Consider the following 23517-nt stretch of genomic DNA (forward strand, 5'->3'; position numbering starts at 1 on the left):
GGTACTCACCGTGGTCTTTTTGAACAGACTGCATTGTTGATCAAAACGGAGAGCACCAAGAAGCACGAAGAAGCTGTCTCGAGATTGCAACCAGGTGTGTGTTCAATGCACTGAAAGACACCGTAGTGGCTATACCTCTTGTAGTTGGCTCTCCTCACCGAGATTCCCAACTCCTCACACCCACAAAAGACCCTATGGGTCTTTTTTTTTGCCTTGGGTCAGATGTCTGATTGGCGACCCACAGATGAAGCAGTCCAGTCGTCATAGTCGGAGTCCGATTTGCGTCGAGCTTTCGGGCGTTTACCAATCCAGTGGATAGGGATACCCACTGGATTGGAGAGCGTTTCAGGCGTTGACGTTGATCCACTTGATCATTCCATTCAGCCGCCGTTACAGACACGCATGCGTTCAATCGACCAGGCTGCTGAATGCGAGCTTGGCCTTCCAAAGCAGCTGAGCTGAGCTAGGCAAGCCATACCCAAGGGAATCAGAGTGATCGCAATCACAATCAGTGCCACCCCCGTTCCAGGTGAGTGGATGTTTGCTTGAAAAAAAGGCTTGTTTCCCATACAGACCATTCAAGCAAGATCCGGGAGTCGGTGAATGGACTGAAACTCTGCTGCTACAAATGAGTTTTGATCCAAAAAAACCTCACGAAGAGGAGCGTTTTGAGATGTCTTCAAATTTTTATCTTAAACATGCTCTCCTTTGCGATCAGAAGGATGGAGGGCTTCAACCTTGAAGCATCAGTTCACTTGCCTTCAGATTTGTTATCAGCGGTCTGATTCATGTGACATTCAGCTTAAGTACAGCTGATGGTGATTCGTCGACTGAGCGCTCACTGAAAGTCCAACAAAAGCAAAGGATTGAGAGAACGGTTACCACTCTCACTCCTGACATCCATCTCGATGTTCAGGCCGGCCATCCCATCAATGCTGGGCGACTAACCTCCACAGGTGCAGCCACAGGCACCAGCCGCGTCGTGACAAGGCTCCTGGTTCGGGTGACCATTAGCGCAGGCATCTGAGCAAAAACTTTGCCCATTTTTGCGAACAACAGACGAACCGTCAGCTTCACAGCTGCAGCTTGGGCATGCACATTTCAAAGAAGTAGTCATAATCCAACTTTTGCATCTGAGATAGGTCTAGCAGCAGATGGAGATTAAACGACTTAAAAACAACTGAGAGTCATGCAATTGAACAAAAAATGAAAATGATAATCGTTTTATCAGGCAAATCCGAGTTGCGTTATCATAATTCCTCTGAATGCTTATGTTGTTGCTTACCACGCAGTCTGATTAGGCACCATCCAAAAGCTCACACAAATGCTCAGGGTTGGGCGTTTCATAACTCCAAGCGGCGTTGGGAATGAGCTTGCGCACATCCCAGTAGCGAGCATTGCCCTTCCAGCCGCAAAGAGTGGTGTGGTTTGATTCGCGGAAGAACTCCTGACGGATTGCAGAGCGTGGGAAGTACGGAACTGTTGCATCTAGAACCGCTTTCATACCTCATCCAGACCGTGGACAAGACCACAAATTATCGACTTCGTCGGTGCATAGCGTGCATACAATAAAAATGGCAGAACCACTGCACTTCAGTCAGGCATGAGCATCAGCCATTGATCACAGCGACCAAATCACAACAGCAGAATGGCCAGAAATAAATGTCTCCAATGCGCCTTCTTGCCTCTCTGCTTTCCCTGTGCGTCGCCCTGCTGCTGCCAGGCAAGCTTCAAGCCAGTTCTCTAGAGATTGATATCCACACCATCTCTAAGGACGGAGTCGGTGAATCGATCGGAACGATTGTTGCTAGCGACAGCACAAACGGGCTTGTGATCGCACCATCCCTCAACAACCTGAGCGAAGGCGAGCATGGTTTTCATCTACATGCCGGCACGTCCTGCCAAGCGGCTCTCAATGATGAAAAGGTCAGCATCCCTGGGCTCGCGGCCAAGGGACACTGGGATCCAGAGAACACCAACACGCACAGCGGTCCGTTCGGCGATGGACATCGTGGTGATCTCAGCCGTTTGGTTGTGAATGCCGACGGCACCACCACGACGGAAGTTGTAGCTCCGCGGTTGAGCACAGCTGATTTGCGCGGGCGGGCTCTGATCGTGCATGCCGGTGGAGACACGTACAGCGACAATCCTCCACTCGGCGGCGGCGGTGAACGCATCGCATGCGGTATCGCAGGCTGACCGGTGGACGTTATTTCAGAAACTGCTCTGGTTCTGGCCTGCGAAACGCCCTTGATAGCTCTCTTCGCCATCGAGGGTCTGGAAAATGAACTGACAAATCGCTGTTCCAGGATGGACGGCGAGAGGCGCTGGACCGAAATTGCTCATCTCCAGCACCTGCTGGCTGTCGATGCCCGGACCCATGAAAGGAGCACTGATGTGCACCATCAGTCCCAAACGAGCAAAGCGACTACGGCCCTCAAGCCATCCGCAAAGACCAGGGGCGAGCGTCAAACGCTCTTCGGTGATCCCCAAGATGGTTTCACCAGGCATGATCAGGATGTGCTCTCCCTCTGAGAGGTCGACCTTGTCGGTAAACGAGCGGTAGTCGGTGTGTTCATTCACATCGACAATTTCGTGCACTTTGCGAAAGACCCGGAAACTGCAGGCAAGCGTGAGGTCCACCGATGCAGGGCCCACATTCTCTGGAATGAAAGGAGTGATTGTGATGGTGCCACCGTCGATTGCCCGCAGGATGGCCTGACGCCCTAGAACCGCCATGACAAGGATGAATGGCTATTCAGACTATGGAAAACTGACCAAGAGGGCCAGTAGAACAGACGAAAATTCTGTCAGCCAAATGTGCTTCCGTTCCAACCGAAGGAACTAGCAGGAACATCCTCGAAGTGGACATAGACCCTGTCGGCAGGAATCCCCATTCGAGCCTTAATCAGCTCACAGAGTGACGCCGTCATTGCAGAAGGACGCAGGGCCCCAATTGACTTGACCTCAACGAATGCGGCAGGAGCGGAGCTGCCAGCAAAGGTCATCGGTACATCGGTCTCGAGGAGTGTCATCACATAATCCTCAGGTTTACCGGTCTGCTCGGCCAGGTTGGCGGACAACTCGAGCAGCAGCTCGTCGGGATGATCGACAGAAGCAAGCGAAGTGCGCAAATTAATTAGAGGCATAGTGTTGTTTTTAGGAATGAATCAGCCTGAATCGCTTAGCCCTGCTGAGACTCTCGAAAGGCCTGAAGCTTGTCGATGTCTTTTTCCTGATCAATCGCGTAATCAGTCAGGATCAAAGCCTTCCCGATCGTGCCAAGGGCGTACTCGATCCGTTCGAGGTTCACACGCCCATGCTGATCTGCACGAGCAGCACGAATCACAGAAGGAGTGAGCTGGTCGGCCAAATGCTCGATTGCTTCCGCAATGGAGCTGGCTTGGATGAGGGGGTCGATGGAGCCCACGGGTCAAGACAGATGTGGTTCTCAACCGATGATGCCAACAGCACACAGCAAAGAACCATTGCTCTGATGGTTCAGCGTCTGCGCCAACGATTCCAAACCCTTCGTTGCCAGGGGGTCACATCTTTAGGAGGAACGGGCTCACCACGTTGCGTTTGCTCGAATTGATCGATTTCCTGACGGAGTTGCTTCAGCACAGGAATCAACAGAACCGCTGCAATCAAGCCGACGACAAGCAAAACCGGTAGAAGCGTCACTAACCAAACCGTCACGATGATCAGAGCAGCAAAGCTGATCAACTGTTGAAGCCAGGGTGGGCGACTACGCCCGGGCAGTTGCTTCATGCGCTGCAGAGCGAAGTGATCAACCTGCCAAGGAGAACACAGGATCAGGTCTCAAAACAAGAGAGCTTTTCACTCAGCTGTATTCCCCGGGGGGCTGACGCTTGGACACCGTGACGCGACCCACCTTTTGACCAGAAAAGCGCAGAAGTTCATCACCAGCGAATTCATACCCAAGACCGGCAGCAATCTTGGCCACATCATCAGCAGTCGAGGAAGCAAGCACAGCCTCTTTCAAGGCCAGGTCGTTCTGCATCAGAACCAGAAACGCCTTGAGCTGATCAAGAGCCATGGGCAAAAGCAACGGAGCTGATCATCGCCTGCTGAGGCCTCAATCAGACACGGAACAGCATCAAGGCTCAATGTTCAAGCTGAATGTGATGTTTTTTGCATCAACAACGCAAAGATTAATTTAGATTGAACAAAATTTACAAGTTTAATGAAGCTCAGCCTACCTTCACTGCAAGAGTTAAAAAAGAAGCTCGAAGAAGGATTGCTGAGCAATAAAACGTATATCGCGACATTACTCATTTTCAACATTCTCTACATTCTTCCAAAATTCACTGCAGCATCGGATCCATCAAGCATCCTGATTGCAACAATTCCCCCAGCATTTATTATTTCAGTAGTAATAACATTTGCAAGGGACCGATACATCAAAAATACCCTTGTACGCAGATTAATGGAAGATTCATACATCCCATCTGTTTACAAGAGCGACATCGACCTCAGAGCCCTCGACAATTCGACACCCTTAAAAAAGGAAAGAGCTCAGACCAGGCAATGGATTGAGATTAATATCCTCGATCGAATCAGCAGCAAATAAAGATCAGCCGTATGAAACACTTGGCGTTACAAAAATGACCAAAAGAAGATCGACAGTTCTATGTCAATATCAAAAGCTCGGTTTTGACTAGCGACGAAGCAATACCAACAACAAGCCAGAAATTTAATTTCCACAAACATATGTAAATGACCACCCGACCCTACCCAATCAGCAAAGCGACCTGATTCAGCATTGATTCAGCAGCTGAGAAGGGTGTTAATGATTAAGGAAGTCACCATATGAGACGGCCAAAGAGCCATAAATCTGCTAAGGATGAATAATGATCACCAACCGTTCAATGCTCCAGGGTCGATACGAGCACAAAGGCATGGCCTATGTCATCAAGGAAATGACTGGTGGTCCTGGATATCTTGTGCTTGGCTCACCTAAGGGTCACCTCAAACAATTGGGCAGAGAATACCCATCACTAAAAGCTGCCGATGCTGCTGCACGACGTGCCATTGACCAGATGCTTGCAGAAGACCAATAAAAAGCCCTCTCATAAGGAGGGCTTTCGATGCAGGTGGGCTTACATATAGTAGAAATACTTAGACCTGATCTGTGGCTGTCCTGGCGAATGAAGGATTAACAGATTGAACTTCTGATCACACCCAGGCACGGAGAAGCTGAGGGAATCGATCGCGGTAGAGCTTGGACAGACTCAGTGAACCTGAGCCGGCAATCGCGAGGACCAGAAAAATGAACAGATAAAGCGCTGAAGTCTCGTACTCGTAATTGTGAGCTTCTACAACTGCAAAGGGAGCGCCTTGAAGACCCGTATCCTGAAAGTGAAAGGCCATAGCAAACAGCATGGTTGACAATAAACCAATCACTGCAGGGCGGGTCGCGATCCCAAAGATGAGAACAATCGATCCTATGATTTGGGTATAAGCAGCTAGATAGGTCCAGAGGACATGGTCAAAGGGGAGAAAAGAAAAATACTGATCAATAATAAATGAGGTGAATCCGGCAGGATCTTGCAATTTCTCAAAACCATGATGGATGATGAGAACACCAGCTGAAACACGCAGAATCAGTAAGCACAAGTCAGAAGAAAATTGATTCGACGTTTCTTCACTCATGACTTTTGGCAAACAAAAACTAGATGACTCTACACCTGATCAAAGCTTGCCTGTCGTGCATGAAAGCGATAAGGCAAGCACTCTAAATCAGTTGCGCTGGTGAAACCATCCCTAGTCCTCACCAGCCCAACCTGGCTGATTCGAGTTGAATGAAGGAGTCTCCATCAATCAAATCAAACCAATTGCGGATCAGCAATCGGCAAGACAATGCTCGGACAAGCTCATCAATCAGCCTGAAATGAATGAGACCACATCAGGTGTCGCCCGTTGCTGAACCCATGTAGCAAAACGCTTGCAGGGAAGAGACGATCAAAGAACTAGAGAATCCACGCCAAAACCGACTACTGATAGCATCAATCAACACACCGCCACATGCCTGAACGAACGCCAATTCCAGTCGCTGATCAATACAAGCCGCAGCGGCTAGCCAAAGAAGGTGTTCCAACCCTCCATACAACTTCTTCTCAAGGAATTATTCATAACACCCACCACATCAACATTCAACGTGTCAATGGAATTCGACAGTTTGTGGCTGCATCAGCTCTCTTAGATGACTTCCTGCTGGAAAAGGCAAGTCCTGCAGCTTGTCCTAGCTGACTTTTGATACAATAAACAGATTGTGTGAGTAATGACTGTGGAAAGACTCTATGGCGAAGACAAAAAAAAGGCCCTTTCAATCTTCTATGACAATTTCTGCGAGGAAATTGACCAACTTTTTTTTAATAAATTCCAGGAGCTATCAGACTTAAATGTAGGCGAAGGTGAAACAACCAGGATTGTTGGACGTCTTCTGAATGCGAAAACTAATGTGATGGATCAGATCAAAGGTTGATTGCTCAGAACGTTGGAAGTTTGTAGAAGCCAAGAGATCAACGCCTTAATCTAAGAATCAACAAACCGTTCTGATCGTTATGGAGAGTCGAAGCGATACAAACGGCACAGAGAAAAACGCTAAATTGTGTGAGATTCTCATCTGAAAGCATGGAGACTCAAAAGCAAGATCATCCATCATCTATTTGGGCTTGGTTGCTCCAACCACTCGACAAACTGAAAAGGCGAGTTGCAGTGGTTCCCTCCGTCAATGACACCGTGAGTGCAATGAAGGAGATTGGTGTGGACTTAACCAACGATGAAAAGTAAGGCTTGAACACTGAGCACACTGCTCATTCATTGAAATGTGGAGATTGGCATGCCATCGAGACCCCGCGATCGTGTTGGCGAGATCTATGGGAGGTTGACTGTTGTTCGCGCTTCTGAACGCCGTACCAAAAGTGGTAATGCTTATTGGTGGTGCCAGTGCAGCTGTGGCAGGGAAAGGGAAGTACCAGGAGACAAGCTTTCGACCAACACAGCTCGCAAAAAGCCGGTGGTTACAGCTTGTCTGGTCTGTTCCAGGGAACTGCAAGTCGAGGGGGTCTGCACCAAGAACGATCGTGAAGAGCGACAAAGACGAGACAATGCAGAGCGTCAACGCAAAGCGTTAATGGGTCAAGTACCGGACAGTTGGCTACGACTTCCACTGACCGATGCCCATGCTCGAGAACTAGGGCAGGTCCTGTTTTTCCGTGGAACGTATTGCCTGAGGGGTCATCTGGCCCCTTATCGCATCAATGGTGGTTGTCTGGCTTGTTCCGGCCAGAAACACTCTGCCCACGAATCCCTAATGCCATAGGTGCGCGGCTTGTCAGAGGATCAAGACTTGGCCTGATTGAAGACCTGACTCGCTCACTCCCTCTGGCTACCAAACCATCAAGGCATTCAACGACGATGACGAGATTTGTGCTGAGAAACGGTGACGTATTCGATTCACACAGAGATCCCTCTAATTTCGACACCTTTTGCTATGGACAAAATGGAGCTGAACAGACTTGTCATCTGCTCTCGTTCCAATCAGAAATCGCTTTCTTAATGGTGTTGGGTGATGACCTCAACCTCCGTTATGAGCCTATTCAAAGCCAAGGCTGAAGGGGTCATCGACCCTTCATTGATGACAACTCTGTGTCGTCGTAAGACGCGAGTTGTGCATCAAGAAGGAAGACTCGCTAGAAAGCAGCGATGAAAGACATCAGCAAAAGGCGAGCACTTGAAGCTCTGATCGAGAAAGCAGCCGAAAACCTCAACCTCAGCGAAGAGGAATCAAAGGCATTAATCGCCCCAATTTCTGAGCAGTTCAGGCGACTCGAAGCCGATAACTGATTCAGTGAAAGCGCTTTTGCTCGAGCTCACGCAAAGATTCATACGCAGCCCAGAGCCCTTCTGTAACGGTGCAACTGCGGCCCTGATCGCAGACTCTGTACTGACCACCTCCGAGAGCATCAATTGTGGATCCCTTTGATGTCAGGCAGATGCGACTTGAATGAGCCATTGAGATTCTGCTTCGCTCCTATAGGTCTACAACTGCAAAATTCCGCCTTTCAATCAAATGTTAATGATCTAAATTATTTTCTCTAATGAATATCAAGGTTAAGACTCTAAGCGAATTGGCCATTGAGTGCCGTGAATCTAGAGAACGGCCATGGTTGACTTCTAAAAAAACGTCTTACCGGCAATCCAAGCATCAAAGGGCGCAGTAGCAGCCTCAGATAAGGCCAGATAGCAAGTCGTGACGATACCAGTCAACGCGATACCAACCCCAGTCACAATCAGCGAATCGTAAAGTTTCTGGGCGGCCCTTGTCTCAGGACTTGGGAAGACGCGACGACGAGCCATACCTACTCCTGCATATGATTAGTCTGGCCTCTCAACACAGGAAAGAGCAACAACAAGAAGCAAAGATTTGCAAGTCACTACCATGTAACTTTCGCTTCACGTTGTAAAGATCACGTTACGAATAAGGATGTACAACGATCACGAACAAGACCAGCATCATCGTCGCAGGAGAATTAACAAAGACCTCAGAATCGAGTGCCTTGACAATCATGTGGTCTGCTTCTCAATAGTGATGCCCTTTGTGACTCAGTGATGACGGATCGAAGACTGACGATTCTTCTGCAAGAAGCGGAAGAGCATCTGCTCAGACAGAGCTGCCGCAGTCGTTACGAGAGATCAGTTGTGAGACTTCCTGACAGCAGGAGAAACATCTGGCTCAAAGATGACAAACGCGCAGCCTGACCAACATTGTTTCTCAAAGCAGCACGGTTGGAGGGTTACCTCGTCAGTTGAGACCAGAGTGCAGGCGCTAGCACAGCCGCTCGTCGCTGTTGTTCAGAGCCTTGCCTTGAAAGTCTTTATGGCAAAGCAGACTTTCCCAATCGAAGAACCGCCCCAGAACAAGGGCAGTTCCTATGTGGAGTGACTCAAGCCGCACTGCAGACTCCAGTGGACTGTTAACAGTCTTGAAACACTTACGAGCAAACCCTGCATCTAGCGCTTCAGCGACCTAACTTTGGAAACCCCATCACCCGGCCTGCCCAAGCGGCAGGCTTTTTTATTGAAAAGCACCAGCGGTGGTGTGCCGCGTGCAGCAACTGTCTGGGAAGCCGTGGGAACAACATCTTCACGATCAACACAAAAAAAGGCCCAAAGGGCCTTCGGTGGGTGTGAGGAGTTGGAATCTCTGTGAGGAGAGCCAACTTCGTGAGTTCTAGCAGCTCCTGTGTGCCATTCAAGAGACCGGCCTGCTAATTAGTGTCACTGTGCCAGTCCAATGGCTAAATTGCTCTTGTGAGGAGAAAAGCTCACGTGGTGGAAACAAGGACACACTCACGTTGATCTTTTGGAACCCCTGCCTTTGGCGGGGGTTTCTTTTTGGCTCATCACTCCAAGGCTGCATTAGCCAGTTCTTCAGCATTTGACGGATAACCCGATGACAGAAAAGGATTGTTTGGTCGAACAGGTCTACGCAAAATATCGGTCCTACTGCAAGAACATCGGCATCACACCGGCGGAGATGATGCAGCAGGCTTATCTCAGACACCTCAAAAGCCTCACAACAGAACAGCTCAAAGCGAAGCTTTGAGGCAGACCACTTGCGCACATGCGACAGACAAGGCTTTCAGGCCTGGGTAAATATGCTTAAAACCAAGGCCACAGAAGCATTTTGAACATCCTTCCGTGATCAAGCCAACGAAGCGTCAAAGGAGAACTTGCCAGAATCTGCTGGCATGAAGTTTTGTAATGGACTCCCAGATTCGAAAAGTCCTTCAACGTGAAATCCTTGAGCGCTGTAACGAGGAGGAACGTGAAGCCGTTGAAAGATGGTTCAAAAGTTTTCAGGCCATTGGGTTGTCCAAGCGGAACGGCATGTCAGTAGCAAGGGGAACCACCATGTCTTGCCCTCTTTATTGATCCCTCTTGACTGAGGAGCATCTAACCCTCTGAAGTGATAGTCCAGGCAATATTGAATGTCTATAATAATAAAAATTTAACTGAAAAATTGAACTTATCATTCGCTGGGAAGAAAGGTCCAAAAACCTATATCCAACTGATAGTCACCAAATCTGAATTTGATTGATTTTCAAATTAACAGGAACTAAACTCGAATTCCTGGCGCCAAGTCATAAGAAAGTTAAATAAATAATTTATCGACAAACAGCACAAACATAATAAAACCGACATTGAGCAATGCGAGAACTCCACAAAATGCCAGGGTCAACATCACACAAACCCATTCAGAATGTCTCTTGATTGGAACAAGCTACCAATTAGGTGTATCAACATCATTCTTCGTCACGCTCAGCTTGTCGCGCACCAATGGCGAGAGCAGCAACAAAAGGCAGAATAGCAATAGCAGTAAGGACTTCCATCCGTTCACAACCCAAAATTAAGAGTTAACAGACAATGCATTACCGTCGATGCCACCGAAGTGAACAACGAGTAATTCTTCTTTGGTGATAAACCCATTTTCATCAAGCAATTCAGGGTGAGTAGTTTTTAATCCTGTTCTGTCGCCATGCCTGGATTGCTTTTTAAAAGTGAGAGCCATACCACGAAAGGCCGATAAAAGTACAAACGCGCAAGCTGCGGTGTACGCCAGAGGGATCAGTGCAGAAGACATCACTCAGTTCCTCGCTTTTTTGGCCGAAGGCAGGTCAGTGGGCTGAGCCAACACATACACCACACCTGCTGTGATGACGGCTGTAAAAGCGATCAGACCATAAATGGCAGCAGAATAATCGGTCATCGCGGTCCTGTGAACTTGTGTGAACAATCTAGGCGCTTTGTAAAGCTGTTTAACCAGGTGTATTTGCTTATCTTGCCGATCGCTCTAGATCCGTTCAAAACCCTGAGGCCATCAGCCTCCTACAGCAGCACGAATGACCCCAACATCAGCCAGGCCAAGGACTCGGATAAAGACAGCACTAATAATGCTGTAAGCCACGGCACCGAGCACGGCACTGCGCAAGCCTTCCTTCAGACGAAAACCATCAATTAATGACGCCGCCAAGCCAAACAGAATCACAGTGATCAACCAGTCGAACAGCCAGTTGACTGGGGCGATCAATCCGCCAAGGCTGGATACAGCCCAGGGAAGCGCCAACACGAATTTCAAAGGAAGAATCAGAAGCGTGCCCAGCAAACCAATGGTGACGGCAGATGAAAAAGCCGCCTGAAAACCAGCCAGCTCGACACCCAGGGGCATCGCTGCAACGAGCAGCAACACCAAGGCTCGAACAGGCCACTGCAACAACCAGCCGATCAGGCCCATGGGAACAGTGCAATGAGAACTGAAGGCTAAGCCTGGCCAGAGAGTTCAGCAGGGTCAGACCAGCTCACACCACTCAAGGATCAAGGACGGCTGACAGCACATGCTCTACTTATTCAGAAGGCGAGGGCAATCACCGTGAAGCCAGTCAACAAAGAAACCGTGATTAACCACATAGGTAATTAGCTTTCCTCACCCAGCGCACTGGTTGCGCGCAAATAAATCGTGAGCCCCACGACCGCGCCAAGAACGGCGAAAGAAATCATCGAAAAGCTTTTAGCTTGAGCATATCTACTTACCATAGGAGGTTCGTTGAATTGCGGGGTGTCGTGGACGACATCAGGCTTCAAAGACCAGGATCTTGGATTGCGTCATCCAGCTCACCAGACTCAAGAGGCAGCTGATCTGCTTCTCCTAAGTCCATGGAAACGGTTTCCAGCACAACAGGATTGCTGTTCAGCTAAGCACCAGCGTTGGAACATGCCGTAAGCAGCAGCCTCAAGCCCAGGCAAAGCAACAAAGCTGAATTGACGATGCGAGTGGAAAGAATCTTCAAAAAGACAGACATGCATCCAACGCGTTGCCATAGCAGGAACTAAGTGAGCGCAACAAAATTACCCGCAAGAACATCACAACAACAAGCACATTGGGTATGACAAAGATGGCGAGACAAATAACTTACACAAAGAGCTACTCGAAACAATAAACTGATTAACAAACAGAAGCCCTTAATGCAGCAGCATTACAAGTCAGGGGCTTTTAAATATTCCTGGAAAGACGATTGATAAGACGGTCATACCAAAAGAGTTGAAAAGTTTATTCGATCAAAAGAGTTGCGCAAGACGATGACAACATCGCTTCAAACCACACCGTTAAACGTGTCTTGGCCATATCTAAATTGTGGTTAATCCTCCTCGCACAGAAATCAGTTTAAAACAAGTGGAAAATGCAAAGATGCTGGTCCAAGCTTGCCAAGAGCGAGAAAGTTGCATCAATTCATTCACAGCAAAGCAAGAATCAGATCTAAATATTAATGCAACCAAATATTGAGCATAAACAATCGAAGCAGCGCTAAGCATATACCCCTAAGCATTATTGCCTCATCAAAGTTTTGTGTGCCAAACACTACCGCGACAAGAAATTACTCCTATAAGGCTAAGGAAGTCGGAGGATTTTCATGAGTTTCACACTCCCTACCGTCCTGATTGGAGTCAGCCTGTATCTGTTAATGCATGTTTTACTGTCGCCTTTAATGAGGTAGATAAAGACAGAAAGAGTTTCCCTAAATCACCAAAGCGCTGCTGCAAAGGAAATCCAGCAGGAAAAACAATGCTGAGGCTCGGCTAAGGACAACACAATCCCTTGCACAGCCGTGCGCACGCTCTATCCCTGACCTTGAAGCCAGCCAAGCGGTTGCAGACATGATCCCGCAGGCAAAGCTGGAAAAAGCTTATTGCACGGTTTTGCTGACCAATTCAGTCGGCTAATCAAATCTGATGGTGATTTCTACTCAGACAAAGCAGCACTTCTTCAGCTTGTTTGCTTATTTATCCGCGTTTGCTGACTTTAAGGTGACAGGAATTCAAACGCTTGTAACGCAGATGAGAGGGCAGTCTCCAGCGCCACTGTCTTGCCTGAAGTGGGGAATCAACGGGGAGTTGTCGGCACACGACACAGCACTACTGGTGAACAGACTCGCATCATCCGAGAAATCAAGACGAGCTTTCAAGGATCATTTCGAGAGGCGTCAACGAAGCAGCGCTTCTGATCAAACTTAGCCTCGATGATGGGGTTAAAATCGAAGCTGCCCTCAGCATTTCGTTGTCCCCAAATCTGCCACCGTTATTGAATACTCAATGCGATCATCGGAACAACAGAGATCGCCATAAAAACGTTCGAGTTCGTCATAGGCCTCGTCATAAGTGCTGTAGTTCCTGCGCGTGAGGTCGTCTTCAACGCCATCGTCGCGGATGACCTTCACCAACTGAATCCGATCACTTTTCACCACAGCTGATCTGAGTAGGAACACCGATTCTCTCGCGAAGGGGGCTCATCAGACTGAAGGCTGAGCGAAGAGGAAGACAAGCATGAAAGATCCGCGGGTGGGTGCCGTTCCTCTAGGACTGAATGACGAACAGGTCTCCCAGAAACGACCTAGCGATCAGGGTCTGCTAACTCAAACGGTGCTGACGGGAACTGAATGCCGTGCCCGAAATGACCGCCAGACCTACTTCAGCATGACCCGCGAACTGGTCGACGCACAATTCGTTCTGGCCGATCAGGAATTGACACGCAGACTCTGGCAAGAGGTTGGTGATCGGAACCTTGAAATGGGGCGCATCATCAACTTGCTCTACCGCTGCAGCAGCCATGAGGACGACAGCGAAATGGTGGAAGTGGATGATGCTTTTCTACAACTGACATTGAGCTGAACGCCAATGTCAGTTGCCGTCAGAACCAGACCTACCGATACTGCATGCACACTCTTCACAGGGATCCATCAAGGAGCGACGAATGGCAGCGAAGCTCTACAACGTCCGCTTTGAGACCGAAGGGGCTGATCTTTTCGTTGAAATGGAGGCGGAGGAGAGGCTCAACCGGCAGCACTTACTAGAAAGGGTGGTGGCGATCCTGGAAGATCGTCACGGCATGGAAACGGTCGACAACGATCAAGGCGAAATGACCAGAGTGGGCCACAGTGACGGGTCAGCACTGCTGGCTTGGCTCTCAATCTCCGGACAATCTTCGCGACAAGCTCTCGATGACGACGGTCTTGATGAAATCCTCACTTGCTTGGTCTTCATGCTGTTCCCACCTGTTGTGGAAACAAGCGTCAAAGATGTGAACAAACCGGCGTCGGTACTGACCTAAAGCGCAATTGGAAACATCCGTCTGGGCTATCAGGGAATCACTGAAAAATTCAGCCGATCCAAACTCCAAGAAGGATCCCGATGATGAGACCAGAAAACCAGACAAGAGCTCCCATCTGGTATTCACCGAGTCCGAACTTCTTCTTGATCCAGAAATAAGCATCGCGATCTGCGCCCACCAATGCCTGGAAAGGATTCTTCGTCATTGTCTTGAGCTGCAATTGCCTCAATAATCGCCCACCGAGCTTCAGTGCGCCATCCCCGATTGTGAGACCAGCGCGTCAAAGAACTGGCCCATCGGCCGCATACAACAACTTTGTGTTGCAACGCTCAGAGACAATTGGAGAGAACAGCGACTGGATGTTCAAGCCGTTCGGACCACTTCAGGCATCGGCTGATTCGCCCTGCGATAACAAAAAGATAACGCAGCCAACTCAAGAGCGTCCCAAACACTGCATACAAGCACTCCCAAAAGAACTGCCTCACCTATCAGGACTTTATTGTTCCCAATCACGACGAGCAACAACAATCTTGCGCTGATTAATACAAACACGACGATTCAACGAACAAACTAGATAAAGAATTTAATTATTTATCGACACGGGAAACTGCAAAACGATGCGTTAAGTATCATGTGAGTCAAAAGTATCAGCCGATTTCAACACATAGAGTGGCGAAGCAAGATTGAAGGCAAAACATGAAATGGTTGCTTTCCATGCTTGGGATGTCAGGCAAAGACAGGGAGCCTGACCAGCGACTTGCTGTCGATGGATCCTTTCTAAGCGTGACCCCTGATTCTGATCAATTGCTCTGCGAGTGGAAAATCAGAGATGAAAGCATATTAATGATCCAGCGCGACTTTGAATCAGCTCTCTTCATCAGAATCAAAGATATCTCTGGGGATCATTCGATGTCTTCCAAAACAATTCAAGTATCGCTCAAGCAAGTACAAGCCAGTATTGAATTACCATCTCGGAGCGGAAAAATTCTTGTTGATCTTGGCTATTATTGCGGTCTTACTTTCATGACGCTTGAGTATCAAGTTCTAGACTTTGGCCCCAAAATAATCTTGCCCGCTCAAGACGCTGATTGGTTTGCAAAAGAGTCCCCAAACATTCACGAAGAAATGTACAAACTCGCCACAAGAGGGCGACTCTTGGGCGGATCAGAGATGATCCAAAAACTGTGACCCCTGCCCAACTGTGCGCAACATCACAGATGGGGCGTTATCAGGTCAACAGGTGAGCCGGGGAAAGAGCAGAGGGTGATTGCAACGGAATCCTCTCCACCGCACGCTGTTCCATGTCTTACCGATCAGGCCTTCTAGGCGCCGCGATTACGCTGATGGGGGCTGTCTCTCTGAATACTCCAGAAGTGATGCAGATCCACGAAGTCGGCGAGCAGAGTGTCTTGCTGGGAGAGGCCAAAAATCACGTCCATGCCGAGCTTTTGCGGATAAGTGTGGAAGATGCACACGACATCTGCCTCAACAACAACCAACAAACAGGGAGCAAGCAAGGCGAAAGTGGGCGTTCAGCGTTGATTCAGGTAGCGTTCAGACATTGAAGCCTGATTGATATGACTGAAGGAAAACCTTCTTTCTTCTCTTTCGAAGGAGAGATGGGTCGCATTGATTTCTGGGGTAGCGCCATCTTCAGGTCGTTGATTGCAGGCTTAATTTTTTTTGTCGTACTTGCCTCGATTTTCAGGGGGTATTTCAGCAGCTCTTTCCAAGAACTATCAATAGCGACCACCCAATGGATCACGGATCACGCCGTCAGAGTGTGGCTGTTTGGTGAAATTTTAAACATCTTGCTATTTCTTCCAATCACCTGGAGACGATGGAGGGATCTAGGTCCGCGCCTTAAGAAATACTGGCTCTACATCGCAGTGCTGAGCAGCCTTATGCCTGGCTTTGAGGTATTTCCCTTTGTTGGCGTGCAGTCGCTAATCCTCACACTTGGGATCCTGTCTGTTTATCCGAACTTCAAACTGCTCTTCTGGCCCGGCAAACAACATGCAAGCCTACGCCAAAGTGAGAGGCCCTGATCGCAGCTGAATAAGCACTGCTTATCCGGACAATCCATCAATCTAGTTATCTAGCTAGTACTGCATTAACACCGTCGTTGTCATGCAAGAAGTTTTGTTGATCGCGCAACTACTGGCATGGAGTGATTTCGACTTCCAAGACTGGGTGGACAGCAGACCACCTGCTGAACTCTGCCAGGGATTCGAGAATGGTTTGATCCCCGAAACCATGCTTCCCGGCGGCAGGGCACAAACCCCATGTAGCAGCTTCCATGGAGACGACCCCATGGATTACGTCCTTGACTGATGCACAAGGTGCATTTGTCAGACGATGCGGTGCAAGTGATGCAACAACAGGGCCAACCGTCTCGCCATGATCACCTCGCGACCGTTCAGAGGTGGGCGTTCGCGCGTGACAAACCCGACGGCGTATTGCGGAATGCAGCGTCGGGTGAGTCCACGTTGACGCAAATCCACCAAGTTGTTCGGAACATCTGAATGACTTAATGAATCAGCGAGCTGATTTCAATCGATGGACGTGAACCGGTAAAGCAATCACCGGTCGAACACACTCGTCGCCAACAGCATCTAGCCCAACCACGCAAATAACCAATAAGCCAAAAGCAGAAGATTGGGGCCAATGGCCGCAATCAACAGGCAGACAATGATCCGCTGGTAAAAAAACCAACTAGCGAGTATTAGCTCTGTTCATGCATCGGCTTCAAGGCTTATGGGTGATCACCAGTCCAGAGACAGGGTCGGTCACACCAAGCTCTAGTGACAGCTCCTCGATGAAATCGTGCTCTGTAACCCATGCAATGCACCTGAATGAGACCAGCAAATTTCAGTAGTAACGGCCTGGATATTCACCGGGGTGATCAACGCGTATGACGCGTACCCCCGCCGTGCTGCGGCCGGACAACATCAAAAGATCGCTGCCTGCAACGGGATAGCCGAGATCCTGGGCAAGCTGTGCCACCTCATCCGCCGTGGCCGCTGCCTGGACCCGTACCTGCAGAACCGGATCACGGCCCAGATGCTCAAGAAAGTGTTGTACCGGTGATGGGGTCATCACTGCTAGGGAACTGGTGCAATTGAACACGATCCTCGGCGGATGCGTGAAAGCGGGCCATTGTGTTGAGAGATCGCGATTCTCGAGGCAGGCCCCATGCTGAGTTCCCTGCTCAACATCCTTTGGGTGATCGCCTCTACGAATCATCTAGACAGGGACTAAGGTTTAGCGGGGCATAGGTCACACACCTGCCCGTAATTCCAATGCCCAAACCACGCAGAGAAGGTCCTTTCAAGATGAAGGGGCTCTATTACGTCGAGGTCTATGACGGCCCTAGACGGAGGTCACTGAGCCTGAAGACTGACTCCTATGAGCTGGCCTGCCAGCGATACAAGGAGGGGCTGAGGGAGCTACTGAACAAGATCAGAAGAGAGCATCAAGCCACCAGGAAGACTCCGGCATGGCTACCTGAGCAGCTCGATGATCTAAGGCAGGAGTATCAGCAGAACCATGAGCTAGATGCACAGGAGCTAGCGGCTTCCTTCACTGGCAAACGTGGATACAAGGAGACCACGGGAGAGCTAAAGGATGCCAAGACAGAGGAGCTGGCGGAGCTGATTGCTGGCGTCAATGCGATCACCTGGGAGGAATTGAGAGTCAGGGCTGAAGCAGTCCGTAAGCACAAGACAGGCAGCGGCTACTCAATCTCCTGGCACAAGAACATTGACCAGATCTTGCAGCGGGTGCCCTTCACACCAGAGCAAGCAACTGTGCGGAGCATCAGGGCATGGATGGATCAGCAAGCAAGCAAAGGAGTCACCTCCGTCACGCTTAAGAACTGGTGCTCAGCTCTGCAGGGATTGATCGAAAGAGCAATCACCTCTGGCCATGCTCCACAGCTTGCGCCGAACGTCTTCAAGCAGATCGACTTCTCCATCTCTAAGGAGCTCGAACTGAAGAACGTCTACTACTGCCCAACAAAGGAGGACTACAGGAAGCTCTTCAATGAGGTTCTGCCAGAGCTGCCTGAGAACTACAGAGTCGGCATTGAGCTGATGGTGTGGACAGGTTGCAGGGTCAGCGGCACCAAGCACCTGGCAACGTCAACAGAGCCAGGGTGGCTGGATGTACCCGATGAAGACGGCACCAAAGGAGGAGGCAGGGTGCCCGTACCGATGGAGCTATGGATCAGAGGCAGAGACCTGAAGGTGATCAGTGGAAGCCGTCTCAGTGCAGCCCTTAAGAAGGTTCATCCAAAGCTCAGCAACCACGGCCTGAGGTCAGGGTTCAAGCGAGCCACGAGAGCAGCAGGGATCGACAGCGTCCTGGGTGAGGCTCTGATGATGCACAAGCTTCAGGAGCTGGAGGCCACCTATGGAGGCGAAGGCTTCCCTGATGAAGCACTGAAGGCAGGATCTGAGAAGACCTGGGAAGCAATAAGGGGATACATCAACTCATGAACCACTCAACAGCCCCTTTTCCTTTACTTCCACAGAAGAGAGGGTATAGTCAGTGTTCCGTTCAAATAGAAATGGGGAGATATGCCATCACCTAACCCCCGAATCCAGGTCTGCACACCACCAGACCTTCATGCCGCAATCAAAACGTTGGCCAGAGGTCGCAACCAGACCATGAGCAATGTCGTGCAGGATCTCTGCCGCTTAGCCCTCCAGACCGAGGAGATAAGGGCGGAGTATGAGGAGGCATGTCGAGTCAGTGGAGAGGTCCCGATCAAAGAGGACAAGAGGAAGCGAATTGCTAGGCCTCACTACAAGACCTACGTCGATCCAGACCGAACAGAGGACCAGGAGATCGCCACTGATCTAAGGAAGGCTCAACAGGCTCGACCCATATTCACTCCAGAGGATCAGGCCAAGCTTTTCGAGATGGTCAAGGCTGGAGTCATCAGCAAAGAGAAGGCACTGGAGATGATGAGCTATCAGCCACCTGCTCCTGATCAATCCAAAGAGGAGAAACAGATGCAGATGAGAGGAGAAATGCTTGAGGCTTTAGGAGAGCAGGATGCAAGGCTCCAGAAGATGGAGGCAATGATGTCCGAGATGTTCCAGAAGATCGCCACTACGTAACCAATTCCACCAAGCCAACTGATGAGAGACCTAGAACCACGGGAGGTTTACCTGCTCACGCACGGGCCAGACTCACTGGCTAGTTCGTGGCGTCTTCGAGCCCTTAGGCAGGAGCTAAAGCAGAGCGAAGAGGGTCGCCTGATCCTTCAAGAGGAAGCAAGACGATGGGAGTTGGCATCTAAAGGATGGAAGAAATGAACAGGTTCAAATCACTAACCACCAATCAGCAGATCGCTGTTGTCTTAGGTGTCATTGCCACCGTGATGATTGCCCCTATCTCCTGGGAGAGCAACGCGAAGAACTGGTGTGTAGATAACAAAATGAGGGACTACAAAAAGACGACCTCATTAAAAAAGCAAGAAAGATTCCACTATGCGGTTCAATTTTGCAACGGTGCAAGCTGATCCTCAGGGGAAATAGGCGGAGTTAAGCAGGGAAAGTTTGGTAGGGGATCTATAGGGGAACCATCTAGGGGATCTAGGAAGGGGAACCAATAGTGGGCCCAACTAGGGAGAGGATCCACCGTCAGGAACACTCTCAGGGAACTCTCAGGAAAGAGTGTTGACAGAGTGGTGAACCTAGGGCTATCTTCTGAATATCGGAATTCACTCAATTGATTCGATACAAATCAAATCCTTAGAGGATCAGCCCGCCGAGGACCCCGAAGCCCCGAACGAAAGAGTTCACCACCGGAGGTCACAGCCAGCACTCGATGAGATGGGAAGAGACGGAGAGGACGAGCTGCCTTTCGGAGAAACCACCGGCTGAGGTCGGAAGGTCACGAGTAGATGCTCAGATCCGTCATGACCATGACCTCTGAACCAGCCCGCTGGTCAGACCGGGAGCGAGTCCCGGCAGAGGAATTTTCCACCACTACCCAGGAGATGCCTATGAAGAACACCACCACAACCTTCGGCCAAAAGCAGAAGACGCTTTGGCCAATGGCTCACGCAGTTACCCCACCCAACTGCCCAGACAAGTGCCACCCCAATTCCATACCTGTTAATCCCACCAAGGTGATCGGGAAGGAGAAGAGAACAGACGCCAAGCGGTGGAAGACACCGAAGACCACAACCAAGACCACCAACATCAGACGCAAGGCTGACAAGTGGATCGCCAGACACGGCCACAAGGTCCGGTGATCACCTCCCTTTGAATTCAAGTACACTCTCACTCACCCCTTACCTACAATCCAATGAACAACACCCACACCGACACCAACCCGGTTGATCTGCTGATCCTCGGCCTGCTCCTACTTGTTGAAGCCACCTGCTGGATCATCAATGAACTAGCTGGCTTTCACGCCGAGGAAGTCAATGACTCAACCATCGACACGCCCAACGTCCACGCGACCACCACCAGCAACCAGGACTACATCGACTACGTGCTGACCCTGACCGTGAAGCAGCTCCGGTAGCTCACCGGTATCACCAACAGCCGATACAGGAAGGCAGAGCTCATTCATCTAGCCATCTCCTACTGACCCTGAGAACTCTCACACTCACCCCTTATCAATCAACACCATGCCGACCCAGTTGCCGAGAGTCCAATGCCTGATGCAGCCCGAGCTTCACAGCTCTGTGCTCACGCTGGCCAACAGGACCAACAGAACCAAGAGCAACATGGCCGCCCTACTAATTGAGGAGGCCCTCCAGCAGCCCAAATGGCAAGCACTTCTGGAGACCGCTGACCCGACTGAGGTAGTGGCTCCGTATGAAGACACAAGGGCAAATAGCCGTGCGCCCTACTACCGCCAGCCCAGCGCCAAGGCCGAAACGATCACCCCGGAAAACATCAAGGAGCTGCAGAAGCTTCTCGGGATGCTCGAAGCCTTGAAGGCCTGAGCCCTACCTGCTCTGAGGTTGCAGCAGTTCGCTGCCTAAAGCTTCAACGCTTCCAAAGGGCCAGCCAGGGCTGACCACGAGAACACTCACTTTCCCCACTAAAGAACCAAATGGCAGTACGTCAGAAATCAGCCTCTACGAGCAACATCAAGAAACCAAGAATCCAGGTAGTTCTCCGAGAGGAGATCTGCCAACTGCTGGAGGAACACGCCGACGAAAGAGGGCAGTCCGTTTCGAGCTTTGCGGCTCGGATCATCGAGGACTACTTCGACGAGGGCATGAGCCGACAAACCAGTGGCGGATCATCAGCACAAGATGTGGCCAACCTTCTTCGGATGGTCGCCAGCCTGGTCGATTGACCACAGGAACACTAATCCTCACCCCTTTCAATCAATGACAGAACCCCGCTTAATAGCCCGCGCCAGGGAGCTCAGGGCATGTCTCAGGCACTACCCGTCTGACTCCTGCAACACCCCTGAGGTTGAGGCCATCCACAAGGAACTCGATCAGATCGCCGATCAACTCTTATCTGGAGGCAACACCTAATGAACCTCGATTCATACCGCTGCGAATGCTGCAACGAGGAGACCTTTGTTCTCCACTTCGACTCTGAAGAGGCGGCCTACTGGGAACGCCAGGGCTGTGGCTTCGAGCTCGACAGGTCAGAAATCGAGACCCTGATGGAAGCCTGCCAACGCGCCCTGCTCGGCCTCCTGGAAAACACCACGAGAGAGGTAATCGAATGACCCCTGAACAGTTCGAGGCGATCAACGAAATGGTCGCCCGCCGGATGCAGAACACGGGGGAGAACCGGATTCAGGCATGTCGCCACATCAACAGGTATCTCGAACGCCGCCAACCACAACAACAGGAGAACAACCGATGACCAGCACCACTCCCACCCGCTCACTGTTCGAGCTGAATGGCATCACCAGCGGAATGGCTCTGCAGGAATACTGCATGACCAAGCCCCACCAGGAAGTAGCCGAAAGCGTTTACGGAGAGGGCCTTGATTCCCTCTTCCAGAAGGCGATCAGCTCAATGGCCGCCGACATGATCAATGAGGTTCAAATCGGATCTATGAGCCGTGCAGAAATCATGGATGCCTGCCGGTTCAACCTCTACCTAGTCGGACTGACCAAGGTTGATGGCTGCAAAATCGGCATAGCTGATCTGCTGGTCGCTGCTGACAACGCACCACGTCGAGTGAACGAACTCGGCCTTCAGCTCTACATCGACTCAGGCATAGCTGAGGCGGCTGAAGCCTGTGGGGTTGATGACGACAACGTCAGCCACGAGGAGTACTCCAGGCGGATGCAGGAGTGGGCCAAGAACAACATCGAGAACCAATGAATGAACCGCTCCCCTTCAAGGATCCACCCCAACTAATGGAACAGACACTGAACCTGGCTCCAACCACCACCACCACCTCGTTCGATCAGAACGTGGCCGACTACAAACAAGGTCGAACACAGATGCGTCAGGCTGTGCTCCGTGAATACGAAGCCACCAAGAAAGACCCGAAGCGAAAGATGACTGATTACGCCAAGGCGGTGGGTGATCCCATCGAAACGGTTCGATCAGTCCTTAAAGAGGCTCTGGCAGCCTGTGTCGAAAAAAGTGGTGTGGCCACACCAGTTTTTAGTGAGGAGCTTTCAGAAGCTTTCCCCACTCAGACCGCTATTCGTGAGTTCTCCCGCCTGCCTGCTGAAGATCGACAAGCGATCACTGCTGCCTCCAACATCAGCACCAAGGCTCAGCAACTTCTAGCCGCTGCGCGTGAGCGGAAAGCAGCAGCAGATCAGAAGTGGCAGCTATCAGACCCAGCGAAAGAATCTGACGCTGAGAAGATCGCAGAACGACGAGCTAAGGGCAGGGAAAGCCTGATCCAGAAGGGCTTCAAGGAGATCACTTACAACCTCTCCCTCATCCTGCAATCGATGCCGGAAGCGGAATCACAGGAGCAGGTGAAAGCCGAGCTCAGACGGTTAGCCAATCAGCTAGCCGATGTAGGCATCTACCCAGATAAACCACATGACGAATGACGAACAGCTCTACATGCGGATCAATGATCTGCAGAAAGAACGTGACGAGCTGCTCACTGCCCTTGAGCAAGTAGCTCTCACAAACAGGTCCGATCAGGAACACAGCGAGCAATGCCTGAATGGCCGAATAGCCAGAGCAGGCAACTCACTGATCCTCAACTTGGATGAGCTGAATAGCTCCACGGGAATCTTCTTTAGCAACTTCGAGGAGTTCCCCGACTCAACCAGAAAGGCAGTGCTGCGACTACTGAAGCAACACCACGACCTTCTGGTTTCTCAATTCCAACTTCACAACCTTTCTCTCTGAATCA

41 protein-coding genes are annotated in these 23517 nt (G+C 50.4%); 25 read left to right on the top strand and 16 right to left on the bottom strand.

Going from position 1 to position 23517, the window contains the following annotated elements:
* Positions 1-943 precede the first annotated feature (943 nt).
* Together SynBIOSU31_RS08515 and SynBIOSU31_RS08520 are read right to left on the bottom strand one after the other, a co-directional pair.
* A complete protein-coding gene (locus SynBIOSU31_RS08515) occupies positions 944-1117 on the bottom strand; it encodes a conjugal transfer protein TrbI (RefSeq protein WP_186489166.1) in 174 nt (57 codons plus the stop codon).
* A 180-nt stretch (positions 1118-1297) separates the two neighbouring features.
* Positions 1298-1504 (bottom strand): DUF427 domain-containing protein, encoded by a 207-nt coding sequence (locus SynBIOSU31_RS08520; protein ID WP_186489167.1) that lies wholly within the window; start codon positions 1502-1504, stop codon positions 1298-1300.
* 167 nt (positions 1505-1671) lie between these two features.
* Here SynBIOSU31_RS08520 and sodC point away from each other — a divergent pair, with 167 nt between their 5' ends.
* Entirely contained in the window at positions 1672-2199 is a 528-nt protein-coding gene (sodC, locus tag SynBIOSU31_RS08525; RefSeq protein WP_186489168.1) for a superoxide dismutase family protein, read from the top strand.
* Positions 2200-2214: 15 nt separating this feature from the next.
* Here sodC and dcd read toward each other — a convergent pair whose 3' ends face one another.
* The 5 genes from dcd to SynBIOSU31_RS08550 all read right to left on the bottom strand — a co-directional run bounded on the left by dcd (position 2215) and on the right by SynBIOSU31_RS08550 (position 4060).
* Positions 2215-2739 (bottom strand): dCTP deaminase, encoded by a 525-nt coding sequence (gene dcd / locus SynBIOSU31_RS08530; RefSeq protein ID WP_186489169.1) that lies wholly within the window; start codon positions 2737-2739, stop codon positions 2215-2217.
* 71 nt (positions 2740-2810) lie between these two features.
* Positions 2811-3149, bottom strand: coding sequence for a phenylpyruvate tautomerase MIF-related protein (locus SynBIOSU31_RS08535; RefSeq protein ID WP_186489170.1), 339 nt, complete (start codon positions 3147-3149; stop codon positions 2811-2813).
* A 35-nt stretch (positions 3150-3184) separates the two neighbouring features.
* Positions 3185-3430 carry a hypothetical protein gene (locus SynBIOSU31_RS08540; RefSeq protein ID WP_186489172.1) on the bottom strand — a complete coding sequence of 82 codons (246 nt, stop codon included), beginning with the start codon at positions 3428-3430 and terminating at the stop codon, positions 3185-3187.
* Positions 3431-3501: 71 nt separating this feature from the next.
* Positions 3502-3771: a hypothetical protein gene (locus SynBIOSU31_RS08545; RefSeq protein ID WP_186489174.1), complete on the bottom strand. Its 270-nt coding sequence runs from the start codon at positions 3769-3771 to the stop codon at positions 3502-3504.
* A gap of 73 nt (positions 3772-3844) precedes the next feature.
* Complete coding sequence (locus tag SynBIOSU31_RS08550) at positions 3845-4060, bottom strand: Nif11-like leader peptide family natural product precursor (RefSeq protein ID WP_186489181.1); 216 nt, start codon at positions 4058-4060, stop codon at positions 3845-3847.
* Positions 4061-4207: 147 nt separating this feature from the next.
* On the opposite strand from SynBIOSU31_RS08550, the gene SynBIOSU31_RS08555 reads away from it, so the two are divergent.
* The gene (locus SynBIOSU31_RS08555) at positions 4208-4594 is read left to right on the top strand and encodes a hypothetical protein (protein WP_186489182.1); all 387 of its coding nucleotides are present in this window, start codon (positions 4208-4210) and stop codon (positions 4592-4594) included.
* Between the two features lie 280 nt (positions 4595-4874).
* Entirely contained in the window at positions 4875-5084 is a 210-nt protein-coding gene (locus SynBIOSU31_RS08560) for a hypothetical protein (RefSeq protein ID WP_186489183.1), read from the top strand.
* Positions 5085-5199: 115 nt separating this feature from the next.
* On the opposite strand, the gene SynBIOSU31_RS08565 is transcribed toward SynBIOSU31_RS08560, so the two are convergent.
* Positions 5200-5676 (bottom strand): DoxX family protein, encoded by a 477-nt coding sequence (locus SynBIOSU31_RS08565; protein WP_186489184.1) that lies wholly within the window; start codon positions 5674-5676, stop codon positions 5200-5202.
* A 1189-nt stretch (positions 5677-6865) separates the two neighbouring features.
* Between SynBIOSU31_RS08565 and SynBIOSU31_RS08570 the strand changes: the two genes are divergently transcribed.
* Positions 6866-7348 carry an early protein (E6) gene (locus SynBIOSU31_RS08570; RefSeq protein WP_186489186.1) on the top strand — a complete coding sequence of 161 codons (483 nt, stop codon included), beginning with the start codon at positions 6866-6868 and terminating at the stop codon, positions 7346-7348.
* 383 nt (positions 7349-7731) lie between these two features.
* On the top strand, positions 7732-7872 hold the full coding sequence (locus SynBIOSU31_RS08575; protein ID WP_186489188.1) for a hypothetical protein: 141 nt from the start codon (positions 7732-7734) through the stop codon (positions 7870-7872).
* Position 7873: 1 nt separating this feature from the next.
* Here SynBIOSU31_RS08575 and SynBIOSU31_RS08580 read toward each other — a convergent pair whose 3' ends face one another.
* Entirely contained in the window at positions 7874-8041 is a 168-nt protein-coding gene (locus SynBIOSU31_RS08580; protein WP_186489189.1) for a hypothetical protein, read from the bottom strand.
* 1440 nt (positions 8042-9481) lie between these two features.
* Here SynBIOSU31_RS08580 and SynBIOSU31_RS08585 point away from each other — a divergent pair.
* Positions 9482-9634, top strand: coding sequence for a hypothetical protein (locus SynBIOSU31_RS08585; protein ID WP_186489191.1), 153 nt, complete (start codon positions 9482-9484; stop codon positions 9632-9634).
* A gap of 804 nt (positions 9635-10438) precedes the next feature.
* Here the strand turns inward: SynBIOSU31_RS08585 and SynBIOSU31_RS08590 are convergent.
* The 4 genes from SynBIOSU31_RS08590 to SynBIOSU31_RS08600 form a co-directional block, all read right to left on the bottom strand.
* Positions 10439-10672, bottom strand: coding sequence for a DUF2973 domain-containing protein (locus SynBIOSU31_RS08590; RefSeq protein ID WP_186489193.1), 234 nt, complete (start codon positions 10670-10672; stop codon positions 10439-10441).
* A 3-nt stretch (positions 10673-10675) separates the two neighbouring features.
* Positions 10676-10798: a hypothetical protein gene (locus tag SynBIOSU31_RS14780; protein ID WP_255477169.1), complete on the bottom strand. Its 123-nt coding sequence runs from the start codon at positions 10796-10798 to the stop codon at positions 10676-10678.
* Positions 10799-10909: 111 nt separating this feature from the next.
* Complete coding sequence (locus tag SynBIOSU31_RS08595; RefSeq protein ID WP_186489195.1) at positions 10910-11323, bottom strand: phage holin family protein; 414 nt, start codon at positions 11321-11323, stop codon at positions 10910-10912.
* 1807 nt (positions 11324-13130) lie between these two features.
* Complete coding sequence (locus SynBIOSU31_RS08600) at positions 13131-13301, bottom strand: hypothetical protein (protein WP_370593614.1); 171 nt, start codon at positions 13299-13301, stop codon at positions 13131-13133.
* Between the two features lie 106 nt (positions 13302-13407).
* On the opposite strand from SynBIOSU31_RS08600, the gene SynBIOSU31_RS08605 reads away from it, so the two are divergent.
* Complete coding sequence (locus SynBIOSU31_RS08605) at positions 13408-13752, top strand: hypothetical protein (protein WP_255477170.1); 345 nt, start codon at positions 13408-13410, stop codon at positions 13750-13752.
* Between the two features lie 82 nt (positions 13753-13834).
* Complete coding sequence (locus SynBIOSU31_RS08610) at positions 13835-14191, top strand: hypothetical protein (protein WP_186489196.1); 357 nt, start codon at positions 13835-13837, stop codon at positions 14189-14191.
* 49 nt (positions 14192-14240) lie between these two features.
* Here SynBIOSU31_RS08610 and SynBIOSU31_RS08615 read toward each other — a convergent pair whose 3' ends face one another.
* Positions 14241-14396: a hypothetical protein gene (locus SynBIOSU31_RS08615; RefSeq protein ID WP_186489198.1), complete on the bottom strand. Its 156-nt coding sequence runs from the start codon at positions 14394-14396 to the stop codon at positions 14241-14243.
* 491 nt (positions 14397-14887) lie between these two features.
* Between SynBIOSU31_RS08615 and SynBIOSU31_RS08620 the strand changes: the two genes are divergently transcribed.
* The 4 genes from SynBIOSU31_RS08620 to SynBIOSU31_RS08635 all read left to right on the top strand — a co-directional run bounded on the left by SynBIOSU31_RS08620 (position 14888) and on the right by SynBIOSU31_RS08635 (position 16525).
* Positions 14888-15379, top strand: coding sequence for a hypothetical protein (locus SynBIOSU31_RS08620; protein ID WP_186489200.1), 492 nt, complete (start codon positions 14888-14890; stop codon positions 15377-15379).
* A 113-nt stretch (positions 15380-15492) separates the two neighbouring features.
* Entirely contained in the window at positions 15493-15756 is a 264-nt protein-coding gene (locus SynBIOSU31_RS08625; RefSeq protein WP_186489202.1) for a hypothetical protein, read from the top strand.
* A 12-nt stretch (positions 15757-15768) separates the two neighbouring features.
* A complete protein-coding gene (locus SynBIOSU31_RS08630) occupies positions 15769-16239 on the top strand; it encodes a hypothetical protein (RefSeq protein ID WP_186489208.1) in 471 nt (156 codons plus the stop codon).
* An 82-nt stretch (positions 16240-16321) separates the two neighbouring features.
* Entirely contained in the window at positions 16322-16525 is a 204-nt protein-coding gene (locus SynBIOSU31_RS08635) for a hypothetical protein (RefSeq protein WP_186489209.1), read from the top strand.
* A 17-nt stretch (positions 16526-16542) separates the two neighbouring features.
* Here SynBIOSU31_RS08635 and SynBIOSU31_RS08640 read toward each other — a convergent pair whose 3' ends face one another.
* Both SynBIOSU31_RS08640 and SynBIOSU31_RS08645 read right to left on the bottom strand, forming a co-directional pair.
* Positions 16543-16695 (bottom strand): hypothetical protein, encoded by a 153-nt coding sequence (locus SynBIOSU31_RS08640; protein ID WP_186489210.1) that lies wholly within the window; start codon positions 16693-16695, stop codon positions 16543-16545.
* Positions 16696-17062: 367 nt separating this feature from the next.
* Positions 17063-17290 (bottom strand): Nif11-like leader peptide family natural product precursor, encoded by a 228-nt coding sequence (locus tag SynBIOSU31_RS08645; protein ID WP_186489211.1) that lies wholly within the window; start codon positions 17288-17290, stop codon positions 17063-17065.
* Between the two features lie 203 nt (positions 17291-17493).
* On the opposite strand from SynBIOSU31_RS08645, the gene SynBIOSU31_RS08650 reads away from it, so the two are divergent.
* From SynBIOSU31_RS08650 to SynBIOSU31_RS08710, 13 genes are all read left to right on the top strand, one after another.
* Positions 17494-18690: a site-specific integrase gene (locus tag SynBIOSU31_RS08650; protein WP_186489212.1), complete on the top strand. Its 1197-nt coding sequence runs from the start codon at positions 17494-17496 to the stop codon at positions 18688-18690.
* A gap of 171 nt (positions 18691-18861) precedes the next feature.
* Positions 18862-19317, top strand: coding sequence for a hypothetical protein (locus SynBIOSU31_RS08655; RefSeq protein ID WP_186489214.1), 456 nt, complete (start codon positions 18862-18864; stop codon positions 19315-19317).
* 185 nt (positions 19318-19502) lie between these two features.
* Positions 19503-19721: a hypothetical protein gene (locus SynBIOSU31_RS08660; RefSeq protein ID WP_186489215.1), complete on the top strand. Its 219-nt coding sequence runs from the start codon at positions 19503-19505 to the stop codon at positions 19719-19721.
* A gap of 405 nt (positions 19722-20126) precedes the next feature.
* Entirely contained in the window at positions 20127-20459 is a 333-nt protein-coding gene (locus tag SynBIOSU31_RS08665) for a hypothetical protein (RefSeq protein WP_186489217.1), read from the top strand.
* 53 nt (positions 20460-20512) lie between these two features.
* The gene (locus SynBIOSU31_RS08670) at positions 20513-20734 is read left to right on the top strand and encodes a hypothetical protein (RefSeq protein WP_186489219.1); all 222 of its coding nucleotides are present in this window, start codon (positions 20513-20515) and stop codon (positions 20732-20734) included.
* 106 nt (positions 20735-20840) lie between these two features.
* On the top strand, positions 20841-21161 hold the full coding sequence (locus SynBIOSU31_RS08675; protein WP_186489221.1) for a hypothetical protein: 321 nt from the start codon (positions 20841-20843) through the stop codon (positions 21159-21161).
* A gap of 110 nt (positions 21162-21271) precedes the next feature.
* Positions 21272-21520 carry a ribbon-helix-helix domain-containing protein gene (locus SynBIOSU31_RS08680; protein WP_186489223.1) on the top strand — a complete coding sequence of 83 codons (249 nt, stop codon included), beginning with the start codon at positions 21272-21274 and terminating at the stop codon, positions 21518-21520.
* 34 nt (positions 21521-21554) lie between these two features.
* Complete coding sequence (locus SynBIOSU31_RS08685) at positions 21555-21707, top strand: hypothetical protein (RefSeq protein ID WP_186489225.1); 153 nt, start codon at positions 21555-21557, stop codon at positions 21705-21707.
* Positions 21707-21907, top strand: a complete 201-nt coding sequence (locus tag SynBIOSU31_RS08690; RefSeq protein ID WP_186489227.1) for a hypothetical protein — start codon at positions 21707-21709, stop codon at positions 21905-21907. The genes SynBIOSU31_RS08685 and SynBIOSU31_RS08690 overlap by 1 nt, the downstream gene beginning before the upstream one ends.
* A complete protein-coding gene (locus SynBIOSU31_RS08695) occupies positions 21904-22047 on the top strand; it encodes a hypothetical protein (RefSeq protein WP_186489229.1) in 144 nt (47 codons plus the stop codon). The genes SynBIOSU31_RS08690 and SynBIOSU31_RS08695 overlap by 4 nt, the downstream gene beginning before the upstream one ends.
* On the top strand, positions 22044-22514 hold the full coding sequence (locus SynBIOSU31_RS08700) for a hypothetical protein (RefSeq protein ID WP_186489231.1): 471 nt from the start codon (positions 22044-22046) through the stop codon (positions 22512-22514). Before SynBIOSU31_RS08695 ends, SynBIOSU31_RS08700 begins: the two co-directional genes overlap by 4 nt.
* Positions 22511-23206 carry a hypothetical protein gene (locus tag SynBIOSU31_RS08705; protein WP_186489232.1) on the top strand — a complete coding sequence of 232 codons (696 nt, stop codon included), beginning with the start codon at positions 22511-22513 and terminating at the stop codon, positions 23204-23206. The genes SynBIOSU31_RS08700 and SynBIOSU31_RS08705 overlap by 4 nt, the downstream gene beginning before the upstream one ends.
* Entirely contained in the window at positions 23196-23513 is a 318-nt protein-coding gene (locus SynBIOSU31_RS08710) for a hypothetical protein (protein WP_186489233.1), read from the top strand. The genes SynBIOSU31_RS08705 and SynBIOSU31_RS08710 overlap by 11 nt, the downstream gene beginning before the upstream one ends.
* Positions 23514-23517 lie beyond the last annotated feature (4 nt).

It is taken from the genome of Synechococcus sp. BIOS-U3-1 (assembly GCF_014279975.1).
Taxonomy (GTDB): Bacteria; Cyanobacteriota; Cyanobacteriia; order PCC-6307; family Cyanobiaceae; genus Synechococcus_C.

Bases quoted from the DNA above. Each gene is read 5' to 3' on its own strand.
- SynBIOSU31_RS08515 (WP_186489166.1), bottom strand. From the start codon at position 1,117: ATGACTACTTCTTTGAAATGTGCATGCCCAAGCTGCAGCTGTGAAGCT.
- SynBIOSU31_RS08520 (WP_186489167.1), bottom strand. From the start codon at position 1,504: ATGAAAGCGGTTCTAGATGCAACAGTTCCGTACTTCCCACGCTCTGCA.
- sodC (WP_186489168.1), top strand. From the start codon at position 1,672: ATGCGCCTTCTTGCCTCTCTGCTTTCCCTGTGCGTCGCCCTGCTGCTG.
- dcd (WP_186489169.1), bottom strand. From the start codon at position 2,739: ATGGCGGTTCTAGGGCGTCAGGCCATCCTGCGGGCAATCGACGGTGGC.
- SynBIOSU31_RS08535 (WP_186489170.1), bottom strand. From the start codon at position 3,149: ATGCCTCTAATTAATTTGCGCACTTCGCTTGCTTCTGTCGATCATCCC.
- SynBIOSU31_RS08545 (WP_186489174.1), bottom strand. From the start codon at position 3,771: ATGAAGCAACTGCCCGGGCGTAGTCGCCCACCCTGGCTTCAACAGTTG.
- SynBIOSU31_RS08550 (WP_186489181.1), bottom strand. From the start codon at position 4,060: ATGGCTCTTGATCAGCTCAAGGCGTTTCTGGTTCTGATGCAGAACGAC.
- SynBIOSU31_RS08555 (WP_186489182.1), top strand. From the start codon at position 4,208: ATGAAGCTCAGCCTACCTTCACTGCAAGAGTTAAAAAAGAAGCTCGAA.
- SynBIOSU31_RS08560 (WP_186489183.1), top strand. From the start codon at position 4,875: ATGATCACCAACCGTTCAATGCTCCAGGGTCGATACGAGCACAAAGGC.
- SynBIOSU31_RS08565 (WP_186489184.1), bottom strand. From the start codon at position 5,676: ATGAGTGAAGAAACGTCGAATCAATTTTCTTCTGACTTGTGCTTACTG.
- SynBIOSU31_RS08570 (WP_186489186.1), top strand. From the start codon at position 6,866: ATGCCATCGAGACCCCGCGATCGTGTTGGCGAGATCTATGGGAGGTTG.
- SynBIOSU31_RS08575 (WP_186489188.1), top strand. From the start codon at position 7,732: ATGAAAGACATCAGCAAAAGGCGAGCACTTGAAGCTCTGATCGAGAAA.
- SynBIOSU31_RS08580 (WP_186489189.1), bottom strand. From the start codon at position 8,041: ATGGCTCATTCAAGTCGCATCTGCCTGACATCAAAGGGATCCACAATT.
- SynBIOSU31_RS08585 (WP_186489191.1), top strand. From the start codon at position 9,482: ATGACAGAAAAGGATTGTTTGGTCGAACAGGTCTACGCAAAATATCGG.
- SynBIOSU31_RS08590 (WP_186489193.1), bottom strand. From the start codon at position 10,672: ATGTCTTCTGCACTGATCCCTCTGGCGTACACCGCAGCTTGCGCGTTT.
- SynBIOSU31_RS14780 (WP_255477169.1), bottom strand. From the start codon at position 10,798: ATGACCGATTATTCTGCTGCCATTTATGGTCTGATCGCTTTTACAGCC.
- SynBIOSU31_RS08595 (WP_186489195.1), bottom strand. From the start codon at position 11,323: ATGGGCCTGATCGGCTGGTTGTTGCAGTGGCCTGTTCGAGCCTTGGTG.
- SynBIOSU31_RS08605 (WP_255477170.1), top strand. From the start codon at position 13,408: ATGAAAGATCCGCGGGTGGGTGCCGTTCCTCTAGGACTGAATGACGAA.
- SynBIOSU31_RS08610 (WP_186489196.1), top strand. From the start codon at position 13,835: ATGGCAGCGAAGCTCTACAACGTCCGCTTTGAGACCGAAGGGGCTGAT.
- SynBIOSU31_RS08615 (WP_186489198.1), bottom strand. From the start codon at position 14,396: ATGACGAAGAATCCTTTCCAGGCATTGGTGGGCGCAGATCGCGATGCT.
- SynBIOSU31_RS08620 (WP_186489200.1), top strand. From the start codon at position 14,888: ATGAAATGGTTGCTTTCCATGCTTGGGATGTCAGGCAAAGACAGGGAG.
- SynBIOSU31_RS08625 (WP_186489202.1), top strand. From the start codon at position 15,493: ATGTCTTACCGATCAGGCCTTCTAGGCGCCGCGATTACGCTGATGGGG.
- SynBIOSU31_RS08630 (WP_186489208.1), top strand. From the start codon at position 15,769: ATGACTGAAGGAAAACCTTCTTTCTTCTCTTTCGAAGGAGAGATGGGT.
- SynBIOSU31_RS08635 (WP_186489209.1), top strand. From the start codon at position 16,322: ATGCAAGAAGTTTTGTTGATCGCGCAACTACTGGCATGGAGTGATTTC.
- SynBIOSU31_RS08645 (WP_186489211.1), bottom strand. From the start codon at position 17,290: ATGACCCCATCACCGGTACAACACTTTCTTGAGCATCTGGGCCGTGAT.
- SynBIOSU31_RS08650 (WP_186489212.1), top strand. From the start codon at position 17,494: ATGCCCAAACCACGCAGAGAAGGTCCTTTCAAGATGAAGGGGCTCTAT.
- SynBIOSU31_RS08655 (WP_186489214.1), top strand. From the start codon at position 18,862: ATGAGCAATGTCGTGCAGGATCTCTGCCGCTTAGCCCTCCAGACCGAG.
- SynBIOSU31_RS08660 (WP_186489215.1), top strand. From the start codon at position 19,503: ATGGAAGAAATGAACAGGTTCAAATCACTAACCACCAATCAGCAGATC.
- SynBIOSU31_RS08665 (WP_186489217.1), top strand. From the start codon at position 20,127: ATGACCTCTGAACCAGCCCGCTGGTCAGACCGGGAGCGAGTCCCGGCA.
- SynBIOSU31_RS08670 (WP_186489219.1), top strand. From the start codon at position 20,513: ATGAACAACACCCACACCGACACCAACCCGGTTGATCTGCTGATCCTC.
- SynBIOSU31_RS08675 (WP_186489221.1), top strand. From the start codon at position 20,841: ATGCCGACCCAGTTGCCGAGAGTCCAATGCCTGATGCAGCCCGAGCTT.
- SynBIOSU31_RS08680 (WP_186489223.1), top strand. From the start codon at position 21,272: ATGGCAGTACGTCAGAAATCAGCCTCTACGAGCAACATCAAGAAACCA.
- SynBIOSU31_RS08685 (WP_186489225.1), top strand. From the start codon at position 21,555: ATGACAGAACCCCGCTTAATAGCCCGCGCCAGGGAGCTCAGGGCATGT.
- SynBIOSU31_RS08690 (WP_186489227.1), top strand. From the start codon at position 21,707: ATGAACCTCGATTCATACCGCTGCGAATGCTGCAACGAGGAGACCTTT.
- SynBIOSU31_RS08695 (WP_186489229.1), top strand. From the start codon at position 21,904: ATGACCCCTGAACAGTTCGAGGCGATCAACGAAATGGTCGCCCGCCGG.
- SynBIOSU31_RS08700 (WP_186489231.1), top strand. From the start codon at position 22,044: ATGACCAGCACCACTCCCACCCGCTCACTGTTCGAGCTGAATGGCATC.
- SynBIOSU31_RS08705 (WP_186489232.1), top strand. From the start codon at position 22,511: ATGAATGAACCGCTCCCCTTCAAGGATCCACCCCAACTAATGGAACAG.
- SynBIOSU31_RS08710 (WP_186489233.1), top strand. From the start codon at position 23,196: ATGACGAATGACGAACAGCTCTACATGCGGATCAATGATCTGCAGAAA.